General features: G+C 69.4%; 16 protein-coding genes, 1 tRNA gene and 1 pseudogene. 6 read left to right on the forward strand and 12 right to left on the reverse strand.

Going from position 1 to position 17468, the window contains the following annotated elements; all coding sequences use genetic code 11:
- The first annotated feature begins 304 nt into the window (after positions 1–304).
- Complete coding sequence (locus ABZX10_RS04415; protein WP_355534948.1) at positions 305–1225, forward strand: NAD-dependent epimerase/dehydratase family protein; 921 nt, start codon at positions 305–307, stop codon at positions 1223–1225.
- Between the two features lie 165 nt (positions 1226–1390).
- Here the strand turns inward: ABZX10_RS04415 and ABZX10_RS04420 are convergent, their stop codons facing one another.
- The 8 genes from ABZX10_RS04420 to ABZX10_RS04455 all read right to left on the reverse strand — a co-directional run bounded on the left by ABZX10_RS04420 (position 1391) and on the right by ABZX10_RS04455 (position 9737).
- On the reverse strand, positions 1391–2422 hold the full coding sequence (locus ABZX10_RS04420) for an amidohydrolase family protein (protein WP_355534950.1): 1032 nt from the start codon (positions 2420–2422) through the stop codon (positions 1391–1393).
- A gap of 97 nt (positions 2423–2519) precedes the next feature.
- Entirely contained in the window at positions 2520–3401 is an 882-nt protein-coding gene (locus tag ABZX10_RS04425) for a hypothetical protein (protein WP_355534952.1), read from the reverse strand.
- A gap of 17 nt (positions 3402–3418) precedes the next feature.
- Complete coding sequence (locus ABZX10_RS04430; RefSeq protein WP_355535669.1) at positions 3419–4168, reverse strand: 1-acyl-sn-glycerol-3-phosphate acyltransferase; 750 nt, start codon at positions 4166–4168, stop codon at positions 3419–3421.
- Positions 4169–4172: 4 nt separating this feature from the next.
- Positions 4173–5267: an amidohydrolase family protein gene (locus ABZX10_RS04435; protein WP_355534954.1), complete on the reverse strand. Its 1095-nt coding sequence runs from the start codon at positions 5265–5267 to the stop codon at positions 4173–4175.
- A gap of 54 nt (positions 5268–5321) precedes the next feature.
- Positions 5322–6113 (reverse strand): fumarylacetoacetate hydrolase family protein, encoded by a 792-nt coding sequence (locus tag ABZX10_RS04440; protein ID WP_355534956.1) that lies wholly within the window; start codon positions 6111–6113, stop codon positions 5322–5324.
- Positions 6110–7846: a bifunctional 3-(3-hydroxy-phenyl)propionate/3-hydroxycinnamic acid hydroxylase gene (locus tag ABZX10_RS04445; protein WP_355534958.1), complete on the reverse strand. Its 1737-nt coding sequence runs from the start codon at positions 7844–7846 to the stop codon at positions 6110–6112. Before ABZX10_RS04445 ends, ABZX10_RS04440 begins: the two co-directional genes overlap by 4 nt.
- On the reverse strand, positions 7843–8874 hold the full coding sequence (locus ABZX10_RS04450) for a VOC family protein (protein ID WP_355534960.1): 1032 nt from the start codon (positions 8872–8874) through the stop codon (positions 7843–7845). The genes ABZX10_RS04445 and ABZX10_RS04450 overlap by 4 nt, the downstream gene beginning before the upstream one ends.
- Complete coding sequence (locus tag ABZX10_RS04455) at positions 8871–9737, reverse strand: alpha/beta fold hydrolase (protein ID WP_355534962.1); 867 nt, start codon at positions 9735–9737, stop codon at positions 8871–8873. Before ABZX10_RS04455 ends, ABZX10_RS04450 begins: the two co-directional genes overlap by 4 nt.
- Before the next feature lie 112 nt (positions 9738–9849).
- Between ABZX10_RS04455 and ABZX10_RS04460 the strand changes: the two genes are divergently transcribed.
- A complete protein-coding gene (locus ABZX10_RS04460) occupies positions 9850–10497 on the forward strand; it encodes a helix-turn-helix domain-containing protein (protein WP_355534964.1) in 648 nt (215 codons plus the stop codon).
- Positions 10498–10627: 130 nt separating this feature from the next.
- On the opposite strand, the gene dmpG is transcribed toward ABZX10_RS04460, so the two are convergent.
- The 3 genes from dmpG to ABZX10_RS04475 are packed head-to-tail and all read right to left on the reverse strand — an operon-like array spanning position 10628 to position 13492.
- Positions 10628–11674, reverse strand: a complete 1047-nt coding sequence (dmpG, locus tag ABZX10_RS04465; protein ID WP_355534966.1) for a 4-hydroxy-2-oxovalerate aldolase — start codon at positions 11672–11674, stop codon at positions 10628–10630.
- A gap of 10 nt (positions 11675–11684) precedes the next feature.
- Positions 11685–12656 (reverse strand): acetaldehyde dehydrogenase (acetylating), encoded by a 972-nt coding sequence (locus tag ABZX10_RS04470; RefSeq protein ID WP_355534968.1) that lies wholly within the window; start codon positions 12654–12656, stop codon positions 11685–11687.
- 32 nt (positions 12657–12688) lie between these two features.
- Entirely contained in the window at positions 12689–13492 is an 804-nt protein-coding gene (locus ABZX10_RS04475) for a fumarylacetoacetate hydrolase family protein (RefSeq protein ID WP_355534970.1), read from the reverse strand.
- A 443-nt stretch (positions 13493–13935) separates the two neighbouring features.
- On the opposite strand from ABZX10_RS04475, the pseudogene ABZX10_RS04480 reads away from it, so the two are divergent.
- The 3 genes and pseudogenes from ABZX10_RS04480 to ABZX10_RS04490 form a co-directional block, all read left to right on the forward strand.
- Positions 13936–14178 (forward strand): annotated as a pseudogene (locus tag ABZX10_RS04480) (sulfatase-like hydrolase/transferase); the annotation flags it as partial.
- Positions 14179–14186: 8 nt separating this feature from the next.
- Positions 14187–14702: a sulfatase-like hydrolase/transferase gene (locus ABZX10_RS04485; protein ID WP_355534972.1), complete on the forward strand. Its 516-nt coding sequence runs from the start codon at positions 14187–14189 to the stop codon at positions 14700–14702.
- Complete coding sequence (locus ABZX10_RS04490; RefSeq protein ID WP_355534974.1) at positions 14702–16111, forward strand: sulfatase-like hydrolase/transferase; 1410 nt, start codon at positions 14702–14704, stop codon at positions 16109–16111. Before ABZX10_RS04485 ends, ABZX10_RS04490 begins: the two co-directional genes overlap by 1 nt.
- A 494-nt stretch (positions 16112–16605) precedes the next feature.
- Here the strand turns inward: ABZX10_RS04490 and ABZX10_RS04495 are convergent.
- Positions 16606–16691: transfer RNA gene (locus ABZX10_RS04495), tRNA-Leu, on the reverse strand.
- A gap of 212 nt (positions 16692–16903) precedes the next feature.
- Between ABZX10_RS04495 and ABZX10_RS04500 the strand changes: the two genes are divergently transcribed.
- Positions 16904–17468: DUF3662 domain-containing protein (locus ABZX10_RS04500; RefSeq protein ID WP_355534976.1), on the forward strand; the 565-nt coding region annotated here is incomplete at its 3' end.

Below are 17468 nucleotides of genomic sequence, written 5' to 3' on the forward strand. Positions count from 1 at the left end.
GGTACTCGACGGAATCGAGAACGGAACAAAGATCGCCGACGACGTCCGCAATCATGTTCGTTATCTTCGCGGAACAATAAACGCACCCGAAGACCTGGCGGAAGCGAATTCGGTACCGTGGATGCATTTCGGCCGATTTCCTGCGACTCTTCCGGGCGATTCCCGTAGGTCCATTGTGCGTTTCATGCGATCGCCCCGTCGACGAGTCCGAGCCGGCCGCGCACACCTCGATGTTGACACTGCTTACAAGGCGGCCTACAGTCTGGGGTGTAAGCAGTGCACACATCACCGAGCGAGGGACACCATGCAGACCGTACTGGGCGCGAACGGGCAGATCGGCGAGGAGCTGGCGCGCTACCTGCACGAGCACGTCACCCAGGACATCCGGCTCGTCGGGCGCAACCCCGCGAAGGTCAACGAGTCGGACGAGCTCGTCAAGGCCGACCTGATGGACGCCGAGGCCACGAGCCGCGCCGTTGCGGGCAGCGAGATCGTCTACTTGACGGTCGGCCTGCCGATGGACTCGGCGATGTGGGAGGAGCGCTTCCCACAGATGATGGAGAACACCATCGCCGCGGTACGCGAGCACGGCGCCAAGCTGGTCTTCTTCGACAACACCTACATGTACCCGCAGACGGCGGCCCTGCAGGTCGAGGGCAGGACGCCCTTCGAGCCGCGCGGCCGCAAGGCGGCGGTCCGTGCGCGGATCGCAACCCGGCTGCAGGAGGAGATGGACGCCGGCCGCATCGAGGCGGTGATCGTGCGCGCCCCCGAGTTCTACGGCCCGGGCAAGACGCAGGGCCTGACGAACACCACCGTCTTCGACCGCATCAGGAAGGGCGAGCGGCCCCTGGTCCCCGTGAGCGCGAACACCAAGCGCAGCCTGATCTGGACGCCCGACGCCAGCCGCGCCATGGGCCTGATCGGCAACACCCCCGACGCCTACGGGCAGACCTGGCACCTTCCGATCGACCAGAACCGCCTGACCTACCGCGAGATGATCGCGATCGCCTCCGAGGTCACCGGCCGGAGGATCTCGTTCAGCACGATCCCGCTCGCGGTGTTCACGCTGGCGGGCCTGGTCAACGCCAGGGCGAAGGAAGCCTCCGAACTCATGCCCCGGTACGGCGTCGACAACATCTTCGACACCTCGAAGTTCACGGCCCGGTTCCCCGACTTCCGGGTCACCACCTACCGCGAGGGCATCACGCAGATCGTGTCCTGACCGCGGCGCGCAGCAGCTCAGCGTTCATCGCCGGAGGACGACCTGCGAGGCGCCCTCAGCAGTGCGCGGCGAGCACCCGCCGCTGAGCACCCTGAGCGGCGGGATCGTCGGGGCCGGTCTCGATTCCGGTCATGTCGGGAATCCTCGCTGCTCGGGTGACGTGTCTCAGGCGTCGGCCATCAGGCGGGTCATTCCCCGCAGCACGGAGCGGGTGACCGCACCGCGCAGGCGATCGGGGAACGACGGTGCCGGGGCCGGTGCTGCCGTCCCCAGGCGCGGGAACAGCGCGAGGGCGTTGTCGCGCTCGATCAGGCGAGCGAGCTCCGCGTCGCCCGCCGTGTAGGTGTCGAGTCCCGCGGCGAAGTACTGCACGGCCGTCTCGGGCGCGAAGGGCCAATCGCTGCCGAACAGGACGTGTCCGGGATCCGCGAAGGCCAGCAGGCTCGGCAGCGCCGCCGCGCTGGCGGACAGCGCGGTGTCGAAGTAGAAACCCGAGAAGTCGTCCAGCACGTCCAGCGGGCTCCGCCGCGCCTCGCCCGCGATGGTCACGGCCATCCGGTGCGAGGAGTAGGGCACGAATCCGCCGGCGTGACTGAGGATGAACCGGATGTGCGGGTACCGTCGCCGGATCTCGTTGCGCACGAGCAGGTACGCGGCCCGGGTGGTGTCCAGCAGGAAGTCGGCCGCGAACGGCGGAATCCCGTCGACCGCCGGTGCCGGGAGATCCGCCGGATGGATGAACACCGTCGCGGCCCGCTCGTCGAGGACGCTGAAGAGCTGGTCCTGCCCCGGCTCCCCGAGGTAGGTGCCACGGGCGTTGGCCAGCAGGACCACGCCGTCGGCGTGCAGGTCGTCCAGGGCGCGCCTGGCCTCGACCGCGGAGGCGGCCACGTCGGGCGTCGGCAGCGTCGCGAAGAAGCCGAACCGGTCCGGGTTCGCCGCGACGATCGCCGCGCTCTCGTCGTTGAGCATCCGCGCCAGCTCGACCGCGTTCGCGGGGTCCTCGAGGAAGGTCGTCCCCGGTGTCGAGACGGACAGGATCGCGGTGGCGATCCCCGCGCGGTCCATCACCGCGAGGGACTCCTCAGCGGACCACGCCGGCAGGTCCCGGCCGCCGGCCTCGGCGATGCCGGCCGCGGCGAGCCGCGCCCGGTACCCGGACGGGATCATGTGGTGGTGGACGTCGATGCGCTGCATGGAATCTCCGTTATTCGGCGGGACGGTGGATCGGATGGCGTCGGCGGGCTCGGCGATCCGGCTCGGATCGCCGATCGCCGATCGCCGACGGTGCCGCCTACCCTTCCGCGTGGAAGGGCTCGGTGCCGAGGACGAGTCGCAGCCCCGCGATGCCGGAGTGCTCCTGGGCGTAGCGCAGCTCCCGGCTCAGGTCACTGAGGCTGTTGCGTGGCGGCACCCCGAGGCTGAGCGTGGACAGCGTGCCCAGTGCGAAGCCCTCGGAGTCCACGTACGCGGCGCCGCTGTCACCCGGGACGCCGGGCCGCGCGGCGGTGACCGTGTGCGTCCAGCCACCCGCGTAGGGCTCGGGGGACTGCAGGGTCCCGCGGTGCGGCGACAGTGCGTTCACCCCACCGCGCAGCGACGAATCACCGTAGCCGAACACCCGCTCCCCCGCGTGCACCCGATCGACCCCGAGGCCCACCGGCCCACCCCACGTGGGGAGCGAGGGATTGACGGATCCGGCAGCGCTCTTCGGCAGCCGGATCAGCGCGAAATCGTTGTTGGCGCACAGGTCCGCGCCCTGCTCACCCGCCTTCTGCATCGTCCTCCAGCTGGAGTAGGCGAGGGAGCCCCTGGCCTTCGTCGTACCCTCGGCCCGCACCGACCCGCCCGTTCGCAGGTCGACGGGGGTGCCCAGGGGCACCGTCTGTGCGGTGCAGCCGTTCGGCAGCTTGTCCGTGCCCGGGTAGCCGCAGTGCGCGGCCTGGCCCAGGTACACCTCTCCCGTGGCGTCGGTGAAAACGAAGTTGGTCGTGCACTGGCTGTCGCCCGTGTAGGCCTGCACGCCCGGGTGCAGTGTCGCCTGCGCGGCGGGGGCCCAGGACACTCCCGCCTCTGCGGCGGCGACGGTGGGCGCCGCGCCCGCGGACGCCGCCGTGACGGCGGTGAGGGCGCGGACGGCCCGAGTCAGGCGATCGTCGATGTCGATGCGTCGCATCTGTTTCTCCTGATCTCTCACCCGATGATCGGGCGACGGTGCCGGGTCTGGCGGTCGAGTTCGGTCTGCATGGCGGCCCGTACGCGGTCGGCGTAGTCCTCCGCGGCCTCGTCGGGTTCGGGGCGCATGGCGGGCAGGAAGGTGGTGCGGAGCTTGGTGGGCAACGGGATGTAGGGCAGCAGCCCCACCGCGCCGATGTTGACGCCCCACGGGATGGACACGGTGGTCGGCAATCGGTTGAGGCGGAACCTCTCCCGCACACCGGTCGCCGTGGCGAGCCAGGCACCGTCGTCGAGGACGACGACCGATTCTCCCGCACCGCTCGTGACCACGGGCACGATCGGGACGGCGGCTTCCACGGCGAGCCGGGCGAAACCGGCGCGGCCGTCGAAGAGGACCGTGTTGCGGTCCCTCCAGGCCTTGAAGGCGTCGACATCGCCGCCGGGGAAGACGAGGACGTGCTTGCCCTCTGCGAGGGACTCCTTCGCGGTCGCGCGGCCGGCGGGCCGGGAGCCGAAGGGTTCCAGGAACCGTCCGACGCCGAGTTGCCACGCCACCTGGTGGGTCAGCACGATCACCGGTCGCTCATCGCCGCTCTCACGGTGCCCGATCCCGAAGGCGACCACGTTGAGGTCGAAGACGCCGCCGAAGCCGTGGTTGGCGACGAAGAGCACGGGTTCGTCGGGAATCGGTGCCGCGATGGTGGTCTCGTGCCGGTTGTACGCGCGACGAAGGTCTCCAGGGCCCGCGCGACGCGGTCGCTCCAGTCCGTCATCTCCCGATCGCCGCCTTCAGCCGTGGCAGCTGCTTCAGCGGGTTGTACCGCTCGATCTCGAGGCGCTGCTCGGTGGTGAAGGTCTCGCTGAGGCCGGGCGCGGGATCACGATCGCCGTGCTGGTCGAGCACGAGCGCCGAGAAGGGCCAGTCACTGCCGAAGACGATGTGGTCGCGGCTGGTCGCGGCCAGCACGCTGTTCATCGCGGTGGGCGCCGCACTGAGCGCGGTGTCGTAGTACATGCCCGCCACTTGGGCCTTGACGTCGAGCAGCGAGATCTTCGGTAGCGGTAGCCGACCGAGACCGGTCTGCGAGGCTACGCCGATGCGATGCGTGAGGAAGGGCAGCGTGCCGCCGGCGTGCGAGAGCTGGAACCGGATGTTCGGGTACCGCTCCATCACACCGGTCATCATCATGGTCGCCGCGCGCGTGGTGTCGAAGGTGAACTCGGCGAGGAAGTCCGGCAACGGCAGGTGCGGCTTGGCGTTGTCGGGGATCGCCGCGGGGTGCACGAAGACGTAGGCGGAACGCCGGTTGAGCTCCATCATTAGCGGCTCGTACCGCGGGTCGCCCAGGTACACACCGTCGTAGGCGCTGAGCAGCGTCACGCCGTCGAGGTGGAGCACGTCGAGCGCGTAGGCGAGCTCGGCGATGGACGCGATCAGGTTGGGCAGGGGCAGGACCGCGAAACTGCCGAAGCGCTTGGGGTGCCTCTTGCTCAGGTCCGCCGCGTAGGTGTTGCAGTACCGCGCCAGGTCCGTCGCCTCCTTGCCTGCGAGGAAGGAGACGCCGGGGTCCGACACGGCGAGGACGCGCGCGGAGATGCCGTAGTAGTCCTGGAAGGCGAGGTCCGCCTCGGGCGACCAGGTGGGCGTCGGGTAGCCGCCGATCGTGAAGTGGCCGTGCGAGAGCAGCGCCGCCCGGTACTCCGGCGGCAGGAAGTGGGCGTGCAGGTCCACGCGGTACTGTCCCGTGGGGGCGGCGTGACCCGGCTCCGGCTTCGCGGCGGCGGGCGCTGCGGCGGCAGCGCCGAGGGCGACCGCGCCGGCGGTCGTCGCGGCGCCGGCGAAAAGAGTGCGGCGGTTGATCATCGGGTGGCTCCGGTCTGCAGCAGGGATGGTCGTCAGGGGGATGTCTGTCGGGCCTCAGGGCTGGGGCGCGAACTCGGCCACGGCCGTCGCGAGGGTCTCGTCGCCCAGGCCGATGCGCGCCTCGACGCGATCCCCGGGACGGACCGGCACCATCGGACCCAGCGCGCCGGAGAGAACGACGTGCCCGGCGCGCAGCGGCTCGCCCAGGTCGCGGGCCGTCTCGGCGAGCCACAGCAGCGCGTTGAGCGGGTCGCCCAGGCAGTCCGTGCCGTATCCGGTGGAGGCGATCGTGCCACCCACTGACATCGTCATCGTCACCGCCGACGGGGTGATCGCGTCGGGGAGCCGGTCGCCGATCACGTACAGGCCGGCACTCGCGTTGTCGGCGACGGTGTCGGCGTAGCTGATGTCCCACTGGGCGACTCGGCTGTCGACGACCTCGATGGCGGCGTGGCTCCGGGCGACGCCCCGGCGGACGGACTCGAGCGTGAGGTCACCGTCGAGGTCCTCGCCCAGGACGAAGGCGATCTCCGCCTCCACCTTCGGCTGCAGGAGCATCGAGCTCGGGATCGGCGTGCCGGTGACGTCCATGTCGTCGAACAGCACGCCGAAGTCGGGGCGATCGACGCCGAGCTGCGCCTGCACGACCGGGTTGGTCAGCCCGATCTTGCGGCCCACCACCACCGCGCCGCGCTCGACGCGGTCCTGGGTGAGCAGCTGCTGCACGGCGTACGCGGCCGTGACATCTGTGGGCCCGATGAGGTCGCGCACCGGCGGGCACGGACTGCGGAGGTCCGTGGCGGTCAGCAGTCGCCGCGCGGCGGTGGTGATGGTGTCGGCGCTCATGCGGGCCTTCCCGTCTCGGTGGGGGTGGCATCGGTACGGGTGGCTGTTCGGACATCGGCGCCCGAGGGCGCGACCTGCCGGACCAGTTCGCGGGTCAGGTCCGCGGCGTCGCGGCTGGCGCCGAAGACGTACTTGTCGGGTCGCAGGACCACGACGGTGCCCGGCCGGTGCCCGGCGCGCCGCAGCCATGAGGTCAGGAGCCCGTCGGTGTCCTCGAGGTCGAGGAGACCGGCCTTGCGGCGGCCGTCGCCGATCCGCCCCTGCGGCCGCGCGCCCGAGCGGTAGATCGTCGCGAAGGTCGCGCCGAGACGCTCCCACACGGCGGCCTCGGCGCCGAGCGCCTCGCGCGGGTCAGTCTCGAATCCGATGACGGCCCAACCGATGCCGAGGGCGTCGTCCAGCCGGACCCGGTGGCCGTCGTAGCGCCGGACCACCGGCTGCGGCGGCAGCGCACCCTCGATGCCGCGGACCGGCTTGCGGTCGAGGCCGAGGTACTCGCCGCGACGGAACCGCGGCTTAGGCTTCATGCCGGCCCGCCGCACCCAGGCGCCGAGCGCGGGTACGTGGATCGCGGTGCGCAGCGCGATGTCCCGGGAGCGAGCGAGGGCCCGGCTCTGCACGGAGACGAGCGACTTGTTGAACACCGAGAGCTCGATCATCGCCTTCGCGTGATGCCGGCGCTCGGACTCGTAGGTGTCGAGGATCGCGGGATCCGCCCCGTACTGCAGGACGGCCTGAAGCTTCCAGGACAGATTGTCCGCGTCGCGGACACCCGCGTCGCGGACACCCGCGTTCATGCCCTGGCCGATGAACTGCGGGGTCATGTGCGCGGCGTCGCCCGCGAGCAGGATGCGGCCCTCGCGCCAGCGGTCGGCGACCACGGCGTTGAAGGTGTACACGAGACGCCGCTCCACGGTCACCTCGTCGACGTCGACGTACTGCCCGATGAGGCGCTGCACCGTCGCGTCGGACTCGAACTCGTCCTTCTTGTCGTCATCGGCGAGGTTGAACTCGAACCGGTGATGCCCGCCGGGCTGGGGACAGCTCACCGTCGGCATGTCCGGATCGCAGACGAAGTCGAAGTACGGGAGGTGGCGGAACGGGTCCGTGCCCTCCTTGGCGGCCAGGTCGACGACGAGCCACCGCTCGGGGAAGCTCTTGCCGCTCATGTCGATCCCGAGGCCGGTCCGGATGACACTGCGGCCGCCGTCGGCCCCGACGAGATAGGACGCGCGCACCGTCTCGCGGGTGGCATCGTCGATCACGTTGTCCTGCTTGCCGTACCCGCTGCCGGTGGCGGCGGCGTGGACGACGGTCACGCCGTCGGCGTCCTGATCGAACTCGATCACCTCGCGGCCCCGCCGGACCTCGACGTTCGGGTAGCGGATGAGGGTGTCCCCCAGCTTCGTCTCCAGGTAGGGCTGGTAGAAGAAGTTGGTGACCGGCCACCACAGCGGGCGCTGCGGCTGGCGGAACTGGACGAGGACCTCACCGTCAGAGGTGACCCACTGGACCGCCGAGTCGACGTTCATGTCCTTGTGGATCTCGTCGGCGACGCCGGCGGTCTGGAACACGCGCAGCGCCTCGTCGTCGGTGTAGACGGCGCGGGCGTTGCCGTAGAAGTGGGGTTCACGCTCGAGGACGAGGACGGACAGGCCCCGTCGGCCGAGCAGGTGGGCAAGGGTCAGGCCCGTGGGCCCGAGGCCCACGACGGCGACGTCGTAGTCGTTCACGTGGTGGTTCCGATCGGTGTGCTGAGGGCGGGAACGGTCTCCTCCGGACGGCGGAGATACCGGAGGGCTTCGCGAACCTGGGCCAGGTTGTCGGTCATGTGGACGGTGTCGTGGCCCCAGATGCTGATGCCCTGATAGGTCGTGGGCTGCCAGGCGGCCTCGAGCTCGGGGGTGACGACGACGGGGTTCCACCCGACCTCGAGTTCGAAACCCGAGGGCGTGACGCAGTAGAAGGACAGCTCGCGGTCGTTGGTGTGCTGCCCGACCGTCCACGCGATGCGGAAGCCGAGGTCGCGGACGCGCTGGTACGCGGCGAGCATGTCGTCGAGGTCGGCGACCTGGATGTTGACGTGCTGCGCCCGGGTGCGGATGGGGTCGACGGGCAGGTGGTGCAGGCCGGCGACGGCGATGGAGTGGTGGCGCTCGTTGACCCGCAGGAAACGGATCTTCAGGGTGAGGCCGCCCACGTTCTCGTCGATGTAGTCCGAGAGCCGCGAGTCGAAGACGGTGCCGTAGTAGCGGTGAATGCTCGCCGGGTTCCGCGAGGTGATGGCGACGTGCCCCATCCCGGAATCGCCGGTCACGTAGCCGGAGGTGAGCATGCGGAGCGGCTGCGCGGTGGTCCGGGCGGTGGTGAAGAGTTCCTGGACAATGCCTTTCGGTCCCGGAAAACGCCACAGTCGCTCGACGCCGCGCAGCGCGGCGTCCTCGGCGGAGCCTTCTACGATGGGGACGCCGCGATCGCTGACCCGCTTGATGATTCGGTCGAAGGTCTCGTGATCGTCGACCCCCCAGCCGATCGCCATGAGGTCCTCGGCCGGGCCGCGGCGGATGAGGAAGCGGCACTCGTTCTCGTCGAGCCGGAAGCGGAGGGTGTCGGCGTCGAGCTCGTCGACGTGGAGCCCGATGGCGTCGGCGCCGAAGCGGTGCCACTGCTGCATCTTCCGGGACTCTATGACGAGGTAGCCGAGATGGACTGCGCCGAAGACGGATCCCTGCTTCTCGGCCTCGGTTGCGGCGGCGGTCATTGCGCGCCGCCGAGGAAGGTGGCCGCGAGGTCGTTGAACAGGTCCGCGCGCTCCCACTGCACCCAGTGGCCGGTGCGCGCCGCGACGTAGAGGTCGCAGTTCGGCATCGTCTTGGCGAGCATCGGCCCGCCGGCCGGACGGTTGACCTTGTCGTCGGCGCCCCAGATCACCAGGGTCGGGGCCTGCACGTCCGCCAGGCGGCGATCGCGAGTGAAGTCCATTCTCACGGCGGTCCGCAGCGCGGTCCGGCCGGAGGGCCGGCGGAGCGGCGGGTTCGCGACGACATCGGGCTGGATGCTGGCCTGGTACCGCAGCTCGATGAGGTCCTCCGGCACCGCCGAGGCGTCGTAGACGAGGTACTCGCGGATGAACTCGCTGAGCTTCTCCCTGCTGGGCCCGTCGCCGCCGTAGTAGCCGAGCAGCGCGTTCAGACCCTTGGTCGGGAGCGCGCGCGTGGTCCCGATGCCGCCGGGGCCCATCAGGATCAGCTTGTCGACCTTGTCGGGCCGGTCCATCGCCAGGCGCAGCGCCGCGGCGCCGCCGTACGAGTTGCCGACGAGGTGCGCCTTGTCGATGCCGAGCTCGTCGAGCAGGCAACGCACGGCCAGGGCGAGATCCCCGAACGGGTCGCTCTGGTCGATGTCCTTGCTGGACCGCCCGTACCCCGGCATGTCCGGCACGATCACGCGGAACTTCGTTGCGAGGGCGTCGATGTTGCGCGAGTAGTTGGACGCGCCTGTCGCCCCGGCGCCGCCGCCGTGGAGCAGGACCACGGGGGCGCCCTCGCCGGCCTCGGTGACGAAGATCCGACGCCGCCCGACCTCGACGGTGCGCTCGGTGCGGGTGGGGGTGGTGGCGGTCATCGGTGGCCCTCTCGGTCGGAACGTTTCTGATCACATCATCAGAAACTCGCCCACCGATGTCAAGAGGTTTCTGATAGATTTATTCAAGAACTTCGTCGAACGGAGACCGCGAATGACCACCGAGACGGCCGACGCGCCCGCACGCCGACCGGATCCCCGCCGGGCCCGCACCCGCAACGCCCTGATCGGCGCGGCGCGGCGCCTACTCGCCGACGGGCGGACCGCGGCGAGCGTGCAGGAGATCACCGACGAGGCCGGGGTGGGTTTCGGCAGCTTCTACAACCACTTCGAGACCAAGGAGGAGCTGTTCACCGAGGCGGTGGCCAGCGTCCTCGACGAATGGGGCGAGCTCCGCGACGCGGTCGTCGACGGCATCGAGGACCCGGCCGAGGTGTTCGCGGCGACCTTCCGCATGCTCGGCAGGATGCAGCGCCACCTGCCCGAACTGGTGCGCGTGACACTGCACCAGGGCATGTCCGTACTGATCACCGACCGCGGCCTGCGTCCCCGCGCGCTCGCCGACCTCCGACGCGGAATCGAGACGGGTCGGTTCACCGTGCCCGACGCCGAGATGGCGCTGATGATGTCCGGCGGCGCGCTACTCGGGCTGGTCCAGCTGCTCGACGCCTACCCCGATCTCGACGATGCCCGCACCTCCGACGACTACGCGCGGCACGTCCTGGTGATGCTGGGGATCGAGAAGGACGATGCCGACCGCATCGTCGCCCTCCCCCTCCCGGTGATCTCGGTCCCCGTCTGACCAGTCGCGCGACGGCCGGGCCCGCCCGTCCTCGCCGGCCGGTAGTCACCACCGTGCGGGAACGTCGCCGGAGAGCAGGCCGCCGCGTGTGCACACTGTGCACACGCGGCGGTGACAAGCCGGACACGGATCAGGCCGGGGTGCCCTCCTGGCGGGCCAGGATGTCGAGCGCGATGTCGACGATCATGTCCTCCTGACCGCCCACGAGGCCCCGTCGGCCGACCTCCAGCAGGATGGTGCGCGCATCGATCCCGTACCGCTCCGAGGCGGCCTCGGCATGCCGCAGGAACGACGAGTACACGCCGCCGTAGCCGAGGGTCAGGGTCTCCCGGTCCACCCGCACGGGGCGGTCCTGCAGGGGCCGGACGATGTCGTCGGCGGCGTCCTGCAGCTGGAAGAGGTCGGCGTTGTGCTTCCACCCGTACAGGTCGGCGACGGCGACGAAGGGCTCGATGGGGCAGTTGCCCGCGCCCGCACCGTGTCCCGCGAGTGAGGCGTCCACCCGGGTCACGCCCTCCTCCACAGCCACCACCGAGTTCGCGACCGACAGCGAGAGGTTCTCGTGCGCGTGGATGCCGATCTCGGTACCGGGATCGAGGACGTCCCGGTAGGCCCGGACCCGGCTGCGGACGTCGTCCATGGTCAGCCGGCCGCCCGAGTCCGTGACGTACACGCAGTGCGCACCGTAGGACTCCATGAGCTTGGCCTGCTGCGCGAGCGCGGCGGGCTCGTTCATGTGCGACATCATGAGGAAGCCGGAGACGTCCATGCCGAGCTCGCGCGCCTTCGCGATGTGCTGGGCCGAGACATCGGCCTCCGTGCAGTGGGTGGCCACCCGAACGGACCGCACCCCGAGCTCGTAGGCACGCTCCAGCTCGGTGATGGTGCCGATGCCGGGGAGCAGCAGCGTGGTGAGGCGGGCGTGCTTGATGTTGGCCGCCGCCGCTTCGATCCACTCCCAGTCGGAGTTGCTGCCGGGCCCGTAGTTGAGGCTGCCGCCGGCCAGTCCGTCGCCGTGCGCGACCTCGATCGCGTCGACTCCCGCCGCGTCCAGGGCCGCGACGATCCGGCCGACGTCCTCGGGCGTGATGCGGTGCCGGACCGCGTGCATGCCGTCGCGCAGCGTGACGTCCTGCAGGAACAGGCGACGGGTCTCGGATGTCAGATCTGTGGTCATGGTTCGTCCCTTACTGTGCCGGTGCGCCGGCGACGATGTTCTCAGCGATGCTCTCGGCGTAGCGCAGCGCGGCGGAGGTCATGATGTCGAGGTTGCCCGCGTAGGCGGGGAGGTAGTGCGCGGCGCCCTCGACCTCGAGGAACACCGTCACCTGATGAGTGGGCTTCTCGGCGCCCTCCGGCAGGAGGGTGTGCACCGGCTGGTCCGCGGGGATCTCGACGATCTGCACCTCCTGCTTGAGGCGGTACCCCGGGACGTACTGCGACACCGAGTCGACCATGGTGTGCACGGATTCCTTGATCGCGTCCCGGGTCGCGGCATCCGGTGCCGTGGCCAGGCAGAGGACGGTGTCGCGCATGATCATCGGCGGCTCGGCGGGATTCATGATGATGATCGCCTTGCCGCGCTTCGCGCCGCCCACCGTCTCGATCGCGTGCGAGGTGGTCTCGGTGAACTCGTCGATGTTGGCGCGGGTACCGGGACCCGCGGACTTCGACGCGATCGAGGCCACGATCTCCGCGTAGGGCACGGGCGCGACCCGGGAGACCGCGGCCACGATCGGAATGGTCGCCTGTCCGCCGCAGGTCACCATGTTCGCGTTCGGGGCGTCGCCGTGCTCGCCGAGGTTCACCGCCGGCACCACGAACGGGCCGATCGCGGCGGGAGTCAGGTCGACCATCCGCTTGCCGAGCGGTTGCAGCAGTTCGGCGTTCGCGACATGGGCCTTCGCCGAGGTCGCGTCGAAGACGATGCCGATCTCGTCGAAGCCGTCCAGATCGATCAGGCCCTGCACGCCGTCGGCCGTCGTCGGCACGCCGAGCCGGGCGGCGCGCGCGAGGCCGTCGGACGCGGGATCGATGCCCACCATGGCGCCCATCTCGAGGACCTCGGAGTTGCGGATGACCTTGATCATCAGGTCGGTACCGATGTTGCCCGATCCGATGATGGCGACCTTCACGGTCGGCCGGGACGGAGAGTTCACGTGTGCTCCTTGTGTTGTGCGTGACTGGGTGTTCAAGCGAAGACCGCGGTGACGGATCCGAGCCCGGAGACCTCGGTGGTCACGGTGCACGGGCCGGTCACGGAGACCATGGGGCCGAGCGCGCCGGACAGGATGATCTGGCCCGCGAGCAGGGGGCGGCCGTGCTCCCGTGCGGTGCGCGCGAGCCAGGCCAGCGCGGCGAGCGGATCGCCCAGGCATGCGGCGCCGGTACCCGACGATGCCTCGGCGCCGTCGACGGCCATGGTCATCGTGGCGTCGACGGGGGCGTAGTCGTCGAGTGTGCGGCGCTCCGCGCCGAGGACGAACAGCCCGCTCGATCCGTTGTCGGCCACGGTGTCGCCGAAGGTGATGTCCCACTGGGCGATCCGGCTGTCCACGATCTCGATCGCCGCGCACGCGTAGTCGACGGCGGCGCGCACCTGCGCGTCGTCCAGCGGACCGTCGACCAGGTCCGCACCGAGGACGAAGGCGATCTCCGCCTCCGCCTTCGGCTGCAGGAGACGACCCAGCGGAACCGTCTCCGCCGCCGTGAGGTCCATGTCGTGGAAGAGGACGCCGAAGTCGGGGCGGTCGACGCCGAGCTGGCGTTGGACCGCCGGGGAGGTGAGCCCGATCTTGCGGCCGACGATCGTCGCGCCGGAGGCCAAGCGGTCGTCGGTCAGACGGTCCTGCACGGCGTAGGCGAGGGCGATGTCGTCCGCACCGATGAGGTCGCGGACCGGCGCGCACGGTGCGTGATCGGACGCTGCGGCCCGCAGGCGGTCGGCCGCGGCTCGGACGGCGTCGGTGTCGTGGGTGGGCGAGGAACTCGGCATGTTCCCAGTGTCCGGGCCCGGTGCTGTGTCGATCCAGCGCAGTGTTCCGCTGAGCGGAACGGTCGTCACGCTACGCCCGGAAGCCTCGTCCAGCTGCATCGATGGCGTGCATACCCGGGATTCCGTGTATGCACTTCCGGGTCGCCGCGCACCGGCGCTACTGTCAGACCCGGTGACAGCTGCCCGCCGCGATCCGAGATTCGCAGCGGGCCAACCGCATCCACCGCCAACCTGATCGGATGCAGGCCCGGCCGGCGGGCCGCAGAACCGAAGACGCCGAAAGGTTTCCCATGATTGATGTCGGCCGCGAACACCTACCGATCCCGGATGTGGAACCGGTGACGAGCGACAGGCTGGACGTACGGGGAACCAGTTACCCGCAGTTGCGGCCGCTGCGGCCGCCGGCCGGTGCCCCGAACGTGGTGATCGTGCTCCTCGACGACATGGGCTTCGGCACGTCGTCGGCCTACGGCGGGCCGTGCGAGATGCCGACCGCCGACCGCCTCGCGCAGACGGGCCTGAAATACAGCCGTTTCCACACCACGGCGCTGTGCTCCCCCACCCGGCAGGCGCTGCTGACAGGGCGCAATCATCACGCGGTGAACATGGGCACGATCGCGAACCTCGCCACATCGGTCCCCGGATACACCGCTGTCCGACCGAACACCGCGGCCACGCTCGCCGAGGTATTGCGTTGCAACGGGTACAACACCGCCGCGTTCGGCAAGATGCACCAGACCCGGACTGGGAGATCAGTCCGTCGGGCCCCTTCGACCGCTGGCCCACCGGCGACGGGTTCGAGAAGTTCTACGGCCTCATGGGTGGCGGCACCGACCAGTGGGCGCCGCTGCTGCACGAGGGCACCACCCCCGTCGACACCCCCGACGACCCGGACTACCACTTCAGCGCCGACATCACCGATAGGGCCATCGAATGGACCCGCACCCAGCGGGTCCTGACCCCCGATAAGCCCTTCTTCCTCTATCTGTCGTTCGGTGCCACTCATGCGCCACACCACGCTCCCAAGGAGTGGATCGATAAGTACCGCGGCAAGTTCGACCACGGCTGGGACGTCGAGCGCGAGCGCATGCTCACCCGGCAGAAGGTGCTCGGCGTCGTCCCGCCGGACTGCGAGCTGACTCGCAGGCACGACGAGTTCCCGCCTGGGCCGACCTGTCGGACGACGAGCGGACCGTTGCCGCCCGCCTGATGGAGGCGTTCGCCGGGTTCGCCGAGCACACCGACCACGAGGTCGGCCGCTACGTGCACGCCCTCGAGGAACTCGACGCGCTCGACGACACGGTCTTCCTGTACATCCTCGGGGACAACGGAGCCTCTGGCGAGGGCGGCGTCCACGGTTGTTTCAACGAGATCGCCGGGCTCAACGGCGTCCACGACAGTACCGAGCACATCCTGTCCAAGCTGGACGAGATCGGCGGGCCCACCGCCTACAACCACTACCCCGCCGCCTGGGCGCATGCGATGGACGCGCCGTACCAGTGGACCAAGCAGGTCGCATCGCATTGGGGCGGTACCCGCGTCGGCATGGTGGCCCACTGGCCCAACGGAATCGGCGACGCGGGGCAGGTGCGGGATCAGTGGCAGCACGTGATCGACGTCTTCCCCACGATTCTCGAACTCGCCGGTCTTCCCAACCCGCGGACCGTCAACGGCGTCACCCAGCAGCGCGTCGACGGCACCAGCTTCGCCGACAACCTCCGCGGGGCGGACGCCCCGGAACGTGTGGTCACGCAGTACTTCGAGATGTTCGGTAACCGCGGCATCTACCACGACGGCTGGTCGGCCTGCACCAAGCACGTGACGCCGTGGGACCTGACCTACATCCCCCCGCTGACGGACGACACGTGGGAACTCTACGCCCCCGATGATTGGAGCCAGGCACACGATCTCGCGGCCGAGATGCCCGAGAAGCTCGCCGAGCTGCAGCAGTTGTTCCTGGTCGAGGCCGAACGAAACCACGTCCTCCCGCTCGACGATCGGCGCTCGGAGCGGTTCAACCCCGCCGTCGCAGGCCGACCCGACCTACTGGGCGGGCGAACCAGCGTGCGGCTCTTCCCTGGCATGACCCGGCTCGCCACCAGCGCCGTGCCCAACATCAAGAACAAGTCGCATCAGATAACCGCGTCGATCACGGTGCCCGACACCGCCACCGGGGTCATCCTCGCGCAGGGGTCGCGGTTCTCCGGTTGGTCCCTGCACGTCGTCGACGGCAGGCGCGCGTACACGTACAACTACCTGGGTGCCGAGATCTACGACGTCGTCGCCACCACCGCACTCACGCCCGGCCAGCATGTCGTCCGATTCGATTTCGCGATCGACGACGGACCCGAGTTCGGCAAGGGTGGAACGGCCACCCTCACCGTCGACGATGCCACCGTCGGCGAGGCACGCATCGCCAAGACAGTGCCGTTCCACTACATGGGCTCGACGGATGTGGGCTGCGACATCGGAAGCGGCGTCGTCCTCTCCGGTTACGCCACCCCACGCGGCGCGTTCACCGGCGACATCGAGTGGGTCGAGATGGCGATCGACGACGGCTCGGGCTCGCACACGACACCGGCCAAGGTGGCGCTCGACATCGAGGTCAGCATGCAGTAGTGCCCTCGACGCGGCCGGCGGTCACTACCGCCGGCCGCGGGGGTGATTCGCCGCATCGCGCTGGGCGTGTCGAAGGACGGAGCGACGATGCGCCCGACGATGGGCAGCAGGCCGAGACCCGGCCCGCAGACTACGCGGACCACACTCGCGAGCACCCGGAAGAGGGGGACTGCTGCGCGGTACCGTCCAAGACCGCAGGGGCCGACGTCGTCGCCCGGGTAGGTGCGATTGCCGCTCGAGTCCGGCCAAACGTGACCGTCGGATTCAGACTCGTGCCGCGCTCGGGTTCACCGGGGTGCTTCCGACTCCGCTCAGGGCAGGTGGGGGCGTGGCGCTCTCCGGGTTCGTACTGTTGATCCCCGATGCTGGAGAGGTCGTTCTCGTGACCGCGATCGCAGACGCATCTAGCGCGGGGCTGCCCTATCAACGAAAAAGCTGGTCACAAACTCTTTCGAGTTCATGACCAGCTTCGTGGCAGTTCGTAGAACTGCTCGTGGTGGGCGAAGGGGGACTTGAACCCCCACGTCCCTAAGGACACTGGCACCTGAAGCCAGCGCGTCTGCCATTCCGCCACTCGCCCGAGCGACCGGAGAAGATTAACACGATCCGCTGCGCAGGACGAAATCGGACTGCGACCTGGGGCTCGGACCTTGCCCGGGCACCGTCGTACGTGCTACCAAAGGGACAGTTGAGACGAATGGGGTTACGCTGACCTCGTCGTGCCTCGATCGCGGCTATCATCATTGGTCAGGACATGCATCTCGACACGCTGAGGAAGGGGGAAGTCGATCCATGGGAATCCTGCAACGGTTCGAGCGCAAGCTCGAGGGGGCCGTCGGTGACGGCTTCGCCCGCGTGTTCGGCGGCAAGGTGGTCCCCCAGGAAGTGGAGGCCGCACTCCAGCGCGAGGCTGAGGATCAGCTGCAGACACTGGGAGACGGGGCGTACCTGGTACCCAATAAGTACGTCATCGCCGTCTCCCCCACCGACCAGGAGACCTTCGAGGCGGACCGCGAACTCGCGATCCGTGCCTTCTCGAAGCACCTCGACGAATACATCCACGACAACGGCTGGCAGACTTATGGTGACGTGGTCGTCCATTTCGAACAGTCACCTGGTCTGCACACCGGCCAGTTCCGGGCCCGCGGCACCGTGGACCCGGACGCAGTTCCCCAGAACCTTGTACCCCAGCGACCACCTGCAGAATCAGGAGCCGATTCGATGAGCAACAACCCCGGATACGACCAGGGACGGCACGGCGGCCAGTACGACCAGGGCGGCTACCAGCAGCAGCAACAGCCGGGGTACGACCAGCAGCAGGGCTACGGCCAGCAGCCCGGGTACGACCAGAACTACG

It is taken from the genome of Tsukamurella sp. NPDC003166 (assembly GCF_040611135.1).
Taxonomy (GTDB): Bacteria; Actinomycetota; Actinomycetes; order Mycobacteriales; family Mycobacteriaceae; genus Tsukamurella.

Bases quoted from the DNA above. Each gene is read 5' to 3' on its own strand.
- ABZX10_RS04415 (WP_355534948.1), top strand. From the start codon at position 305: ATGCAGACCGTACTGGGCGCGAACGGGCAGATCGGCGAGGAGCTGGCG.
- ABZX10_RS04420 (WP_355534950.1), bottom strand. From the start codon at position 2,422: ATGCAGCGCATCGACGTCCACCACCACATGATCCCGTCCGGGTACCGG.
- ABZX10_RS04425 (WP_355534952.1), bottom strand. From the start codon at position 3,401: ATGCGACGCATCGACATCGACGATCGCCTGACTCGGGCCGTCCGCGCC.
- ABZX10_RS04435 (WP_355534954.1), bottom strand. From the start codon at position 5,267: ATGATCAACCGCCGCACTCTTTTCGCCGGCGCCGCGACGACCGCCGGC.
- ABZX10_RS04440 (WP_355534956.1), bottom strand. From the start codon at position 6,113: ATGAGCGCCGACACCATCACCACCGCCGCGCGGCGACTGCTGACCGCC.
- ABZX10_RS04450 (WP_355534960.1), bottom strand. From the start codon at position 8,874: ATGACCGCCGCCGCAACCGAGGCCGAGAAGCAGGGATCCGTCTTCGGC.
- ABZX10_RS04455 (WP_355534962.1), bottom strand. From the start codon at position 9,737: ATGACCGCCACCACCCCCACCCGCACCGAGCGCACCGTCGAGGTCGGG.
- ABZX10_RS04460 (WP_355534964.1), top strand. From the start codon at position 9,850: ATGACCACCGAGACGGCCGACGCGCCCGCACGCCGACCGGATCCCCGC.
- dmpG (WP_355534966.1), bottom strand. From the start codon at position 11,674: ATGACCACAGATCTGACATCCGAGACCCGTCGCCTGTTCCTGCAGGAC.
- ABZX10_RS04475 (WP_355534970.1), bottom strand. From the start codon at position 13,492: ATGCCGAGTTCCTCGCCCACCCACGACACCGACGCCGTCCGAGCCGCG.
- ABZX10_RS04490 (WP_355534974.1), top strand. From the start codon at position 14,702: ATGGAGGCGTTCGCCGGGTTCGCCGAGCACACCGACCACGAGGTCGGC.